10 protein-coding genes are annotated in these 12,469 nt (G+C 70.3%); 2 read left to right on the top strand and 8 right to left on the bottom strand.

The annotated features are described in order from the left end of the window. Positions 1–20: 20 nt before the first annotated feature. A complete protein-coding gene (locus tag LGI35_RS08955; RefSeq protein ID WP_227293364.1) occupies positions 21–665 on the top strand; it encodes a hypothetical protein in 645 nt (214 codons plus the stop codon). A gap of 42 nt (positions 666–707) precedes the next feature. Here LGI35_RS08955 and LGI35_RS08950 read toward each other — a convergent pair whose 3' ends face one another. The 4 genes from LGI35_RS08950 to LGI35_RS08935 form a co-directional block, all read right to left on the bottom strand. Further along, positions 708–1,685 carry a threo-3-hydroxy-L-aspartate ammonia-lyase gene (locus tag LGI35_RS08950; protein WP_227293363.1) on the bottom strand — a complete coding sequence of 326 codons (978 nt, stop codon included), beginning with the start codon at positions 1,683–1,685 and terminating at the stop codon, positions 708–710. Positions 1,686–1,750: 65 nt separating this feature from the next. Next, complete coding sequence (locus LGI35_RS08945; RefSeq protein WP_227293362.1) at positions 1,751–2,374, bottom strand: helix-turn-helix transcriptional regulator; 624 nt, start codon at positions 2,372–2,374, stop codon at positions 1,751–1,753. Positions 2,375–2,477: 103 nt separating this feature from the next. Next, a complete protein-coding gene (locus tag LGI35_RS08940) occupies positions 2,478–3,176 on the bottom strand; it encodes an HAD family hydrolase (RefSeq protein WP_227293361.1) in 699 nt (232 codons plus the stop codon). A 25-nt stretch (positions 3,177–3,201) separates the two neighbouring features. Next, positions 3,202–3,684, bottom strand: a complete 483-nt coding sequence (locus tag LGI35_RS08935; protein ID WP_227293360.1) for an Lrp/AsnC family transcriptional regulator — start codon at positions 3,682–3,684, stop codon at positions 3,202–3,204. Positions 3,685–3,890: 206 nt separating this feature from the next. On the opposite strand from LGI35_RS08935, the gene LGI35_RS08930 reads away from it, so the two are divergent. Beyond that, the gene (locus LGI35_RS08930; RefSeq protein WP_227293359.1) at positions 3,891–6,113 is read left to right on the top strand and encodes an NADP-dependent isocitrate dehydrogenase; all 2,223 of its coding nucleotides are present in this window, start codon (positions 3,891–3,893) and stop codon (positions 6,111–6,113) included. Between the two features lie 198 nt (positions 6,114–6,311). On the opposite strand, the gene LGI35_RS08925 is transcribed toward LGI35_RS08930, so the two are convergent. The 4 genes from LGI35_RS08925 to LGI35_RS08910 form a co-directional block, all read right to left on the bottom strand. Continuing rightward, a complete protein-coding gene (locus LGI35_RS08925; protein WP_227293358.1) occupies positions 6,312–7,202 on the bottom strand; it encodes an LLM class F420-dependent oxidoreductase in 891 nt (296 codons plus the stop codon). Between the two features lie 135 nt (positions 7,203–7,337). Then, positions 7,338–8,882 (bottom strand): GMC family oxidoreductase, encoded by a 1,545-nt coding sequence (locus LGI35_RS08920; RefSeq protein ID WP_227293357.1) that lies wholly within the window; start codon positions 8,880–8,882, stop codon positions 7,338–7,340. Positions 8,883–8,902: 20 nt separating this feature from the next. Continuing rightward, positions 8,903–10,471 (bottom strand): APC family permease, encoded by a 1,569-nt coding sequence (locus tag LGI35_RS08915; RefSeq protein ID WP_227293356.1) that lies wholly within the window; start codon positions 10,469–10,471, stop codon positions 8,903–8,905. A 42-nt stretch (positions 10,472–10,513) separates the two neighbouring features. After that, positions 10,514–11,983: an aldehyde dehydrogenase family protein gene (locus LGI35_RS08910; RefSeq protein ID WP_227293355.1), complete on the bottom strand. Its 1,470-nt coding sequence runs from the start codon at positions 11,981–11,983 to the stop codon at positions 10,514–10,516. Positions 11,984–12,469 lie beyond the last annotated feature (486 nt).

The following is a 12,469-nucleotide window of genomic DNA, read 5'->3' as shown; positions in this document are numbered from 1 at the left end:
AGATTCAAGGAGACGTCTGAATGAGTGCCGGTTCCCCCGGGAAGAAGCCAGCGCCGCGCCGGCGGCGGTCCATGACGGCCGTCCTCGCGGTGCTCGCCGCCGCGACCAGCGCCGCGGCTCTCGTGTCGTGCAGCACGGACAGCGGCAACAACAGTTCGTCGAGCGTCAGCCCGCGCGCGACACCCCCCAATACGGCTTCCTTCTCCGGCACCCCGCCCTCCGCGATGGCGTCGGCCGCCAAGTCGGCCGTCGCCTCGGCGAAGGCGGAGGCCTCGGCGGCGGCGAGCTCCGCGTCGGCCAGGGCCTCCGAGTTCGAGGCGTCCGTGTCGGCCGAGGTGGAACGGGCCAACGCCGCGGCCGCCAGTGAACTCATGAAGGTCAAGGGCCAGGGCAACGCCATGGCCGACGTCGCCCTCACCGGCAAGCCGCGGTCCCAGACGGGCGGCGTGTTCGCCGTCGTCGTCAACATCACCAACCGCACCGACAAGAAGGCGTCCTACGCCGTGCAGGTCGATTTCAAGAACGCCGACGGCAAGGTCGTCGAGACCCGGTACGTCGGCGCGGAGAACCTCGACCCCGGCGAGCGGGCCCAGCCTCTCGCCATCAGCCGCAAGCCCCCGGAGATGAAGCTGACCGCGAAGGTCGCCAAGGCGCAGCGCTACTGAGCGAGTGGCGCCACCGGGAGCGCGGCGCTGCACACAAGCGCCTCAGGGCCGGAGCAACTGCGTGAAGCGTTCGACGTCGACGTTGCCGCCGCTGACGATCACACCGACGCGGCGGCCACGCAGTTGCCCGGCCAGGGCGCGCGCGGCGGCGAAGCCGAGGCAGCCCGTCGGCTCGACGACGGTCTTCATCCGGGTGTGGAAGATCCGCATGCACTCGACGAGTTGGTCGTCCGTCGCGGTGAGGATGTCGTCGACGCCGTCCTTGATGACGGCGAAGGTGTGCTTGCCCAGGTGCCGTGTCTGCGCGCCGTCCGCGATCGTCTGCGGGGTGTCGATGTCGACGATGTGGCCCTCGCGCAGCGACTGCCTGCCGTCGTCGCCCGCCTCGGGCTCGACGCCGTAGACCGCGCAGCCCGGGGACAGGGCGCGGGCGGCGAGGATCGACCCGGAGAGCAGCCCGCCGCCGCCCAGCGGAACGAACAGCGCGTCGAGTTCGCCGACCTCCTCGAACAGCTCCTTGGCCGCGGTGCCCTGACCTGCCATCACATCCGGGTGGTCGTACGGCGGGATCAGCGTCAGGCCCCGCTCGGCGGCGACCCGGTGCCCGATCTCCTCGACGTTCTCCGAGTAGCGGTCGTACATCACGACCTCCGCGCCGTACCCCTTGGTGGCGGCCAGCTTGGCCGCGGGCGCGTCGTGCGGCATGACGATGGTCGCGGGCATGTCCAGGATGGCGGCGGACAGGGCCACGGCCTGCGCGTGGTTGCCGGACGAGTAGGCGACGACGCCGGCCCGGCGCTGCTCCGGGGAGAACCTGGACAGCGCGTTGAACGCGCCGCGGAACTTGAAGGCGCCCATGCGCTGGAAGTTCTCGCACTTGAAGTGGAGCGAGGCGCCGAGTTCGGCGTCGGTGAGGCGCGAGGTGAGCACGGGGGTGCGGTGGGCGTGCGGGGCGACGCGCTCGTGCGCACGCACGACATCCTCGTAGGTCGGCAGGTCGGTCGGGGTCAGGTCGGCCATGGGGGACTTCCTCTCGATTGGCGGCTGCTCATGTGGCGTCCGGGCGTGCGGCGGGTGACATCCGCTCATTTGGCGTCCGCGTACACCGTCGCCCTCGACACACCCAGGTGGTCGGCGACGATGCCCGCCGACCGGCGTACTTCCATGAAGCCCTGGGCCTTCAACTCCCGTACGAGTTCCCGGCGTTGCGTTGTCCGCAGAGCCCGAGGCGTGGTCGCTCGGTCGGCGGCGAACGCGTCGATGCGGGCGCGGATGGCATCGCCGTTGGCCGGGTCGAGCGACTCGGCGGGGGCCGCGGAGCCGTCGGAGCGGCCGAAGTGGTCGAGCACGGTGCCGATGCCGTCGAAGACGGTCATGTCGATGTTCAGACAGAGCGCGCCGGCGTAGTGGCCCCGCTCGTCCTTGATGCCGATCGACGTGCTCTTGACCCGGCGGCCGTCCGCGAACCGGTTCGGATAGTTCGCCACGACCTGCGGGTACGCGTCGTCGGCCAGCCGTGCGAGCCCGAGTTCAGTGGCGGGGTCGCCCACGGAGCGGCCCGACAGGTTGTTCTCGATGGCGACGATCGCGTGCTCCGGGTCGTCGAGATCGTGCACGACGACCTCGCAGAACGGCGCGAACGTGGCCGCGAGCCCCTTGGCTACCTGCTGGAGCTGCTCCATGAGATGGGTGTGACCGGGTTCGGACATGCTGACAGTTTATAAAGAGCTGGACTGTTCGTCCAGAGAGATCAATTGCTGTCCGGAGAGTCGCAGATCGATCGTTGAGCGGAGAGATCACGTGGTCACGTGGTCAGGTGCTCGGACTCGCCGTCCTCGCCAGCCAGTCGTACGCGGCCTCGGACGTGAACTCCCGCTGCCCGCCCCGGAACAGCAGCCCCGCCGTGGCGAACGCGGGATCGTCCGCCTGCGCGGCCACGTACGGGATCGCGATGCAGCGCATCCCCGCCGCATAGGCGGCCGCGGCTCCCGGGATCGCGTCCTCGATCACCGTGCAGTGGGCGGGCATCGCGCCGAGCCTGCGCGCCGCCTCCAGGAACACGTCGGGCGCGGGCTTGCCGTGGGCGACCTCGTCCGCCGAGACGTAGGTCCTGAGCTGTGCGGCCAGGCCCGTACCCGACAGGATCGCGTCGATGGCCTCGGGTGACGAGCCGGACGCGACGGCCATCGGGACCCCCTCCTCGTGCAGCCGCTCCACGAACTTCCGCATCTGCGGATAGACCGGCGTGCCGGCGCGCGCGAGCGCCAGATAGCGGGTGTTCATCTCCGTGAGCAGCGCCTCGACCGGGGCCTGGATGGCGTACTTCTGGCGCAGGATCTCGACGGTCTCGTGGGTGCTGATGCCGACGTACGACTCGTGTTCCTGCCAGGTGAAGTCCGGGACGCCGTGCTCGGCGAGGGTGCGCCGGGACGCCTCGAAGTAGTTCGGCTCGCTGTCCACGAGGGTTCCGTCGAGGTCGAGGACGACCGCGGTGCTGCCCAGGGTGCTCATGCGCTCCAGGATGCCAAGGCCGCGGTCACCGGCGCTCGGCGACGGCCCGGCCGATCGCCTCGACGAGCGGCAGGACCCGGTGCGGCACCCGCTCGCGCAGTGCGACCTCGGTGCGGGTGCGGACCACGCCGGGCAGCCGGTTGAGCTGCTGGATGATGTCCTCCAGATGGCCGTTGTCGCGGGCCGCCACGCGGGCCAGGAGGTCTCCGCCGCCGGTGATCGAGAAGGCCTCGATGATCTCCGGCACTTCGGCGAGCGCGTCGCCCACGTCTTCGAGATGGCCCTGCGTGACCTCGATGTGGACGAACGCGAGGACCGGGTGCCCGAGCGCCGTGGGGGAGAGGGCAGGACCCGTGCCGGTGATCACGCCGTCGCGCTCCAGCCGGTCGAGCCGCGCCTGGAGCGTGCCGCGGGCCACGCCGAGGATGCGGGCGTACTCGCGCACACTCGTACGCGGCTGCTCCAGGAGAAGACGCAGGATGCGGGTGTCCAACTCGTCCACGGCCATCGGCGGCGGCCTCCTTCGCGGGGCGGTGATCGCCGGACGACTGTACCAATGGTCCAGTGGATCCGGGATTGTGCGGGCCGGTGGGGCATGCCGGGGGAGCGGCCCGGGATCTGGTGCGAGATCCGGTGCGGGGTCCTGTCGAGAGGGGGTCGGTCACGAGATATCTTGATGTCGAGCAATGTTGCAGACGTGGAGCGGAGCACCCGGTGACTGACTCGACCATCATCTATACGCACACCGACGAGGCCCCGGCCCTCGCGACGTATTCGTTCCTGCCCGTGGTCGAGGCCTACGCCTCGACCGCCGGCGTCAGTGTGGAGAGCCGCGACATCTCGCTGGCCGGGCGGATCATCGCCAGCTTCCCGGAGCGCCTCGAGGAGGGCCAGCGCATCGAGGACGCGCTCGCCGAACTCGGCGAGCTGGCCAAGACGCCCGGCGCGAACATCATCAAGCTGCCGAACATCTCGGCCTCGATCCCGCAGCTGAAGGCGGCCATCGCCGAGCTGCAGGGCCAGGGCTACGCGCTGCCGGACTACCCGGACGACCCGCGGACGGACGAGGACAAGGACGTCCGCGCCCGTTACGACAAGGTCAAGGGCAGCGCCGTCAACCCGGTCCTGCGCGAGGGCAACTCCGACCGCCGCGCCCCCGCGTCGGTCAAGAACTACGCCAAGGCGCACCCCCACCGCATGGGCAAGTGGACGCCGGAGTCGAAGACCAACGTCGCCACCATGGGCGTCAACGACTTCCGTTCCACCGAGAAGTCCGCGGTCATCGCCGAGCCCGGCACCCTGCGCATCGAGCTGGCGGCCGCCGACGGCACCACCACCGTCCTGCGCGAGTCCGTACCGGTCCTCGCCGGCGAGGTCGTCGACGCCTCCGTCCTGCGCGTCGCCGCGCTGCGCGAGTTCCTCACGGCGCAGATCGCCAAGGCCAAGGCCGAGGGCGTCCTGTTCTCCGTGCACCTCAAGGCCACGATGATGAAGGTCTCCGACCCGATCATCTTCGGCCACGTCGTGCGCGCCTTCTTCCCGAAGACGTTCGCGAAGTACGGCGAGGCGCTCGTCGCCGCCGGCCTGTCCCCGAACGACGGCCTCGGCACCATCCTCAAGGGCCTGGACTCCGTGCCCCACCTGGGCGCCGAGATCAAGGCGTCCTTCGAGGCCGAGATCGCCGAGGGCCCCGCCCTCGCCATGGTCGACTCCGACAAGGGCATCACCAACCTGCACGTGCCGTCCGACGTCATCGTCGACGCGTCCATGCCGGCCATGATCCGCACCTCCGGCCACATGTGGGGCCCGGACGGCGAGGAGGCCGACACCCTCGCGGTGCTGCCCGACAGCAGCTACTCCGGCGTCTACCAGGTCGTCCTCGACGACTGCCGCGCCAACGGCGCCTTCGACCCGTCCACGATGGGCTCGGTGCCGAACGTCGGCCTCATGGCGCAGAAGGCCGAGGAGTACGGCAGCCACGACAAGACCTTCGAGATCCAGACCGCGGGCACCGTCCGCCTCGTGGACGCCGCGGGCAACGTGGTCCTGGAGCAGGAGGTCGCCGAGGGCGACATCTTCCGCGCCTGCCAGACCAAGGACCTGCCCATCCAGGACTGGGTCAAGCTCGCCGTCACCCGCGCCCGCGCGACCGGCAACCCGGCCGTGTTCTGGCTCGACGAGGGCCGCGCGCACGACGCGACGCTCATCGAGAAGGTCAAGACGTACCTGGCCGACCACGACACGGACGGTCTCCAGATCGAGATCATGTCGCCGGTCGAGGCCACCGCGTTCTCCCTGGAGCGCATCCGCCGCGGCGAGGACACCATCTCCGTCACCGGCAACGTCCTGCGCGACTACCTGACCGACCTCTTCCCGATCCTCGAGCTGGGCACGAGCGCGAAGATGCTCTCCGTCGTCCCGCTGATGAACGGCGGCGGTCTGTTCGAGACGGGCGCCGGCGGCTCCGCCCCGAAGCACGTCCAGCAGCTCGTCAAGGAGGACTACCTGCGCTGGGACAGCCTCGGTGAGTTCCTCGCCCTCGCGGTCTCCTTCGAGCACCTCGCGACCACCACGGGCAACGCCCGCGCCAAGGTCCTGGGCGAAACCCTCGACCGCGCGACCGGCACCTTCCTCAACGAGGACAAGTCGCCGAGCCGCAAGCTGGGCGGCATCGACAACCGCGGCAGCCACTTCTACCTCGCCCTGTACTGGGCGCAGGAGCTGGCCAAGCAGACCGACGACGCCCAGCTCGCCGAGGCGTTCGCGCCGCTCGCCAAGACCCTCGGTGAGCAGGAGCAGACGATCGTCGACGAGCTGATCGCGGTCCAGGGCAACCCGGCCGACATCGGCGGCTACTACCAGCCCGACGCCGCCAAGGCCGCGGCGATCATGCGCCCGTCGGCCACGTTCAACCAGGCCATCGCGTCGCTCGCCTGAGCACTTCAGGCAGCACTCCCGGCGTGACGCGTTCCGCCCCGGTCGGCACCAGCCGGCCGGGGCGGTCCCGTGTCCGGGTTACGGGTGACCACGTGCCCGCCTGCGAGGCGTGCCGGTAGCGCGGCAGCTCGACCCCGTTCCCGAACGTCCGGCTCTCCACCGGCCGGAGCGGGACCCCGCGGCTTTCACCCCCTGGGCTCAGAGCTCCAGTGCCGCCGCCAGCCGCCGCCACTGCTCCCGGGGCAGGCCGGCCCGGTCCTCGCCCGGGGCCAGCACCTGGATGGCGACGTGGTCCGCGCCCGCGTCCAGGAAGGCGTCGATCCGCTCGCGCACCCGCTGCTCGTCACCCCAGCCGAAGAGGGCGTCGACGAGCCGGTCGCTGCCGCCGTTCGCGAAGTCGTCCTCGGTGAAGCCGAGACGCAGCCAGCTGTTGGTGTAGTTGGGCAGCTGCAGATAGAGCGCGAGCGTCTCGCGGGCGGTCGCCCGGGCGCGGTCCGGGTCGGCTTCCAGGACCACGGTGAACTCCGGCGCGAGCAGCGGCCCCTGGCCGAGCGCCGCACGGGCCCGAGCGGTGTGCTCCGGGGTGACCAGATACGGGTGGGCGCCGGCGGCACGGTCCCGGGAGAGCTCCAGCATGCGCGGGCCGAGCGCGGCCAGCACGCGGCGGTCGGCCGGGACCCCCGCGGCGTCCAGCGCGTCGAGGTAGTCGACCATGGCGCCGTACGGACGCTTGTACTGCGCGGCGAGCTTCGCGTGGCTGACGCCGAGGCCGAGCAGGAACCGGCCGGGGCGGGCGGCCTCCAGGGCGGCCCAGCGGTCGGCGGTCTCCCGCGCCTCGTGCTGCCAGATGCTGAGGATGCCGGTCGCGACGGTGATCTTCGAGGTGGCTTCGATCAGCGGGGCGGCGTGTTCGATGCCACTGCTGCCGCCGAGCCAGAGCGCGCCGTAGCCGAGCTGCTCCAACTCTGCGGCAGTTTCGGCGAGTTCGGCCGCCCGGGCAGGGTCCGGGTCGCGCAGCCCGGTGTTCCACAGTCCGTACCTGCCGATCGCGGACGCCTGCGTGCTGCTGCTGCTGTCGCTGAAGCTCATGAGCTGTCTCCCGCTGCCAGGTGGATCGATGTCCGACGTCTGCCGCAACCCTCGTAGGCGATCTTGTATTCCATCACTGCGACGCCGTGCGCGACGGCCGCGCGGGCGGGCCGCACCGTCAACGCCCTCCCCGGATCAACCAGCCTTGATCATGTCGGCGCACTTCTCGCCGATCATCATCGTCGTGATGCACGGATTGACGGCGGGCAGGAACGGCATGACCGACGCGTCGGCCACCCGCAGCCCGCTGACCCCCTTGACCCGCAGCTGCGGGTCGAGCGGAGAGTCCGCGTCGGACGCCGAGCCCATCCGGACCGTTCCCGCCGGGTGATACACCGTGTTGTGGGTCTCCTTGATGTACGAGAACAGCTCGTCGTCGGACTGCGCGGCCGGGCCCGGGGCGAGTTCGGCACCTGCCCACGCGGCCATCGGCGCCTGCGCCGCGATCTCCCGTGCGAGCCGAAGCCCGTGGATCATCACCCGGACGTCGTGCTCGTCCGTGAAGTACCGCGGGTCGACCCTGGGCTTGTCACGGAAGTCGCGGGTGCGCAGCTGCACCGTGCCCATGGACCGGGCCCGGGTGACGTTCGGCGTGAGACAGAACGCGTTGTCCGTCGTCGGGTAGCCGCGCCGGTACGTGTTCATGTCGAAGGGCACCGAGCCGTAGTGGAACATCAAGTCGGGCCGGTCCAGGCCTGGTTCGGTTCCGGTGAAGATGCCGATCTCCCACCACTGGGTGGACCTCGTGACCATGGGTTGCTTCGCCTCCCACATGATCACACCCTCCGGGTGGTCCTGGAGGTGCGAGCCGACCCCGGGGGAGTCCACCCGCACGTCGACGCCGCAATCGCGCAGATCCCCGGCCGGGCCGATGCCCGACAGCATCAGCAGCTTCGGCGAGTCGATGGCCCCGCAGCTCACGACGACCTCACGCCGCGCCGCGACCGAGCCGCTGTGAATGGTGTCGGGCTCCAAGTATTCGACACCGGTGCAGCGATCACTGTCGTCGAACAGCAGCAGCTTGGCCTGGAGCCCGGTACGGATCTCCAGATTCGGCCGGCTGTCGAGAATCGGATGGAGATACGACACGGACGCGGACGAACGGGTGCCGTCCTCGCGGGCGTTGATCTGGAACCAGTGCGCGCCGCGCACCACCGTGGAGCCGGTGTTGAACGGAGTCGTGGGAATGCCCGCGTCGGCGCAGGCGGCCAACAGGGCCCTGCCGCACGGGTCGTCGGGCGGGATCGTGCGGATGGTGACGGGGCCGGAGCGGCCATGGTGGTCCCCGGGCGCGTCGTTGGTCTCCAGACGCTGGTAGAGCGGGTAGCAGTCCGCGGCGCTCCACCCCGTACAGCCCAGCGTCCCCCACTCGTCGAGATCCTCGGCCGGCGCCCAGAACGCGATGCAGGAGTTGTGTGACGAGCAGCCGCCGAGGACCTTGGCGCGGGCGTGCCGCATGAAGCTGTTGCCGTTCTCCTGCGGCTCCACCGGGTAGTCCCAGTCGTAACCGGACTCCAGCAGGGCCATCCACCGATCGAGCCGCAGGATGCTGTCGTCGCCGACGTCGGAGGGCCCGGCTTCCAGCAGGCAGACAGTGACGGCCGGGTCCTCGCTCAGCCTCGCGGCCACGACCGCCCCGGCCGTACCGCCGCCGACCACCACGTAATCGAACTCGTCCACCTCTGCCGCTCCTTCCCGGTTCAGGCTCCGCCGTGGGCCGGCGCGGGCTCCGGCGGTTCTCCGACGGCGTGTTCGGCGATCACGCCGGTCTTCTTGCGCTGCACGAACCAGTAGTAGGTGAAGCCCGCGGCCGCGACGAAGCCGACGAACAGGACGCCGCCCCAGCGCAGATACCAGTGCTGGGGTCCGGTGGCGTTGTAGACCGCGGCGCGTGGCCACAGCAGGTTGACCGACATCGCGGCGCCCCAGAGCACCGCCAGGATGTTGACCGGCAGGCCGAAGCGGCCCAGGGAGAAGTAGCCGGGCGCGGGCGTCCACTCGCCGCGCAGCCGCTGTACCAGCATGGGCCCCGTGACCAGCAGATACGCGATGTAGATCATGATGATGGCGATGCTGGTGACCACCGAGAAGATCTGCGGTTGTTTGATGTTGACGACGAGGATGGCGATCGCCACGATCCCGATCAGGCACGTGGCGACCACCGGTGTCCTGAACCGCGGGCTGATCCTGGCGAGTCTGGAGCCGGCCGGCAGGTTGTTGTCACGGGCCATCGCGAACGCCATGCGCAGGCCGGCGGTCTGTACGGACAAGGCGCACACGGTGATGGCGATGACGACGCACCACAGCACGGCCAGGCCGACCGTCTCGCCGAGCGTGGCCTTCACCACGTACTGCAGACCGTCCACCGACAGTTCTTCGGCCCGCAGATCAGGGGTGGCGAGCAGCGCGAAGAGCAGGATCAGGCCGCCCAGGACGAAGGAGGCGATGAGTGCGCGCAGGATGGCGCGCGGAGCGTTGCGGGCCGGGTCGATGGACTCCTCGCCGAGCGAGGAGGCGGTGTCGAAGCCGTACATCACGTACGCCGAGGCGAGCGACGCGGTCAGGAACGCGCCGAGGTAGCCGAGCGGCTGGCCCTGTCCGTAGCCGTCGGTGTCGAGGATCGCGCTCGGACCGCGGGTGATGTGCGCGGCCAGCAGGCCGATCAGCACGACCGCGGCGATCAGCTCGATGAAGACCCCGGCGGAGTTGATGGTGGCCATCAGTTTGACGCCGAAGGCGTTGACCAGGGTGGTGAAGAGGATGAGGATCGTGCCCAGGAGCACGGCGTTGGCGGCCGCGTCGTACTGTCCCGTCCCGTCGCCGATCACCTGGAAGACACTGGAGATCTGAGGCAGCGTCAGCTGGTACGCGAGGGCCACGGCGGCCAGCGACACCATGGTCGCGATCGTCATCATCCAGCCCGCCAGCCAGCCGATGTGCGGCCCGCCCGTGTGCTTGGCCCAGTTGTAGACCGACCCCGCGACGGGGAAGCGCCCCGCGAGCTCACAGAAGCTCAGCGCCACCATCAGCTGCCCGATGAAGACCATCGGCCACGACCACCAGTAGGCCGGCCCGCCGAAGCTGACGCCGAAGTAGAAGAGCTGGAAGGTGCCGGTCAGGATGGAGATGTAACTGATTCCGGCGGCGAAGGTGTGGAAATTGCCGAGCGTGCGTTTGAGCTCGGGCTTGTAGCCCAGCTCCGTGAGCGCGGCGTCCTGGTCGTGACCACTCGCGGCGTGACCAGGTCCATCAGGCGGAATGTCCGGCATCGCCGTTCTCCTCTCCCGTGCGGGTGGTGGCGTGCCCAGGGCTCACTCGAACCACCGCTGTGGCCGTGGCGCGGTGTTGCGCCAGATGTGCTTGGCCTCCTGGTACTCCGCGAGGCCGGTCGGACCCAGCTCCCGGCCGACGCCGGACTGCTTCATGCCGCCCCACTCGGCCTGCGGTACGTACGGGTGGAAGTCGTTGATCCAGACGGTCCCGGCGTTCAGCAGGGACGCGACCCGCTCGGCTCGCTCGGCGTTCCGCGTCCAGACCGCTCCGGTCAGGCCGTAGACGGTGTCGTTCGCGAGGGTGACCGCCTCGGCCTCGTCGCGGAAGCGCTCGACGGTCAGGACCGGGCCGAAGGACTCGTCGCGCACCACCGACATGCCCGGGGCGCACTCGGTCAGGACGGTCGGCGGGTAGTAGTAACCGTCCCGCAGCGCCGGGTCCTCGGGCCGGACGCCACCGCAGCGCAGCACCGCACCCTCCGCGACACCCGCGGCCACGTATGCCTCGACCTTGTCGCGGTGGGCGGCGGAGATCAGCGGGCCCGTGCGGGCGTCCTCGTCGAACGGGCCGCCCATCGGGATCGCCCGGGCCCGCGCCACCAGGTCCTCGACGAACCTGTCGTGCAGCTCGTCCTGGACCAGCAGCCGCGCCCCGGCCGAACAGACCTGACCGGAGTGCAGGAACACGGCCATCAGGGCGTAGTCGACCGCCGTCTCGTAGTCGGCGTCGTCGAACACGATGTTGGGGTTCTTGCCGCCGAGCTCCAGAGCCACCTTCTTCACGGTGGCCGCGGCCGCGGCCATGATGCGCCGTCCCGTGACCAGACCACCGGTGAACGACACCATGTCGACCCGAGGGTCCTCGGTGAGCGGTGCTCCCGCGTCCGGACCGGTGCCCAGAACGAGATTGGCGACCCCGTCGGGCAGTCCGGCCTCGGCCAGCAGCCGCATCAGGATGATCGCGGTGTGGGGGGTGAGTTCGCTGGGCTTGAGGACGAAGGTGTTGCCCGCGCCGAGCGCGGGGGCGACCTTCCAGGCGGTCTGCAGCAGCGGATAGTTCCAGGGAGTGATCAGCGCGCACACGCCGACCGGCACGTGCACCACTCGGCTGTCCACGCCGGGGTTGCCGGTGTCGACGACCCGGTCGGTGCCGCCGGAGGCCACCAGGTTGCCGAAGTAGCGGAAGCAGTTGGCGATGTCGTCCATGTCGTACGCGCTCTCCACGAGCCGTTTCCCGGTGTCCAGGGATTCGGCGCGGGCGAGTGCGTCCTTGTCACGTTCGATGAGGGCGGCCACGCGCAGCAGCAGCGCGCCGCGCTCGGCGGCCGGTGTGGCGGGCCACGGTCCGCGGTCGAAGGCTTCACGGGCCGCGGTGACCGCCGCCGCCGCGTCCCGCGGGCCCGCCTCGTCGACCGTGGCGACCAGCGTGCCGTCGGCCGGGCAGCGGATCTCGCGCACCCGCCCGTCGACGGCAGCGATCCACCTGCCACCGATGAACAGCTCAGGCATGCAGACTCCTCCGGGTCGGACGTGCGATCCAGCTCGCGAGCACGATCGGTTCCCCGACCCTGCTCCCGGGCACGCGGTGTGGTGCTCCGTCAACCGACAGTAAGTACGCGGCGTCGTCCGCGCAGCACCGCGGGGGCCAGCGGTGAGGTGAGGGACTCCCGTCGCCGACGGCCGGGCGCGGCCACCCGACCGTGCGTGTGCCGCGTCAGTGAAGTCGGCGGTTCCGGTGGGGCCGGCTCGCGGACGGACGGGGCGTCGGCCGTGTACGCCTGCCGGTTCGAAGGCCGGTGGCGCGCCACCTCCCTCGGCGTGGTCCGTTGGTCCCCTTCCGGCCGACGCGCGGGGCATGTGACTGGGCCATTGGCCCAAGGGTTTCGCCCGCTGTTGATCCATAGGCCCTTGAGATGCTCTGATGTTTCCGTCGATGGCGCTGCGGGATCTCCGCGGCGCCTTTTTCATGCGGAGTTCCGCGGTGACGCGGAAAGG

This window comes from Streptomyces longhuiensis (assembly GCF_020616555.1).
Lineage (GTDB): Bacteria > Actinomycetota > Actinomycetes > Streptomycetales > Streptomycetaceae > Streptomyces > Streptomyces longhuiensis.
This window is presented reverse-complemented; position numbering and strand designations above follow the sequence as displayed.

Bases quoted from the DNA above. Each gene is read 5' to 3' on its own strand.
- LGI35_RS08955 (WP_227293364.1), top strand. From the start codon at position 21: ATGAGTGCCGGTTCCCCCGGGAAGAAGCCAGCGCCGCGCCGGCGGCGG.
- LGI35_RS08940 (WP_227293361.1), bottom strand. From the start codon at position 3,176: ATGAGCACCCTGGGCAGCACCGCGGTCGTCCTCGACCTCGACGGAACC.
- LGI35_RS08910 (WP_227293355.1), bottom strand. From the start codon at position 11,983: ATGCCTGAGCTGTTCATCGGTGGCAGGTGGATCGCTGCCGTCGACGGG.
- LGI35_RS08925 (WP_227293358.1), bottom strand. From the start codon at position 7,202: ATGAGCTTCAGCGACAGCAGCAGCAGCACGCAGGCGTCCGCGATCGGC.
- LGI35_RS08945 (WP_227293362.1), bottom strand. From the start codon at position 2,374: ATGTCCGAACCCGGTCACACCCATCTCATGGAGCAGCTCCAGCAGGTA.
- LGI35_RS08935 (WP_227293360.1), bottom strand. From the start codon at position 3,684: ATGGCCGTGGACGAGTTGGACACCCGCATCCTGCGTCTTCTCCTGGAG.
- LGI35_RS08950 (WP_227293363.1), bottom strand. From the start codon at position 1,685: ATGGCCGACCTGACCCCGACCGACCTGCCGACCTACGAGGATGTCGTG.
- LGI35_RS08915 (WP_227293356.1), bottom strand. From the start codon at position 10,471: ATGCCGGACATTCCGCCTGATGGACCTGGTCACGCCGCGAGTGGTCAC.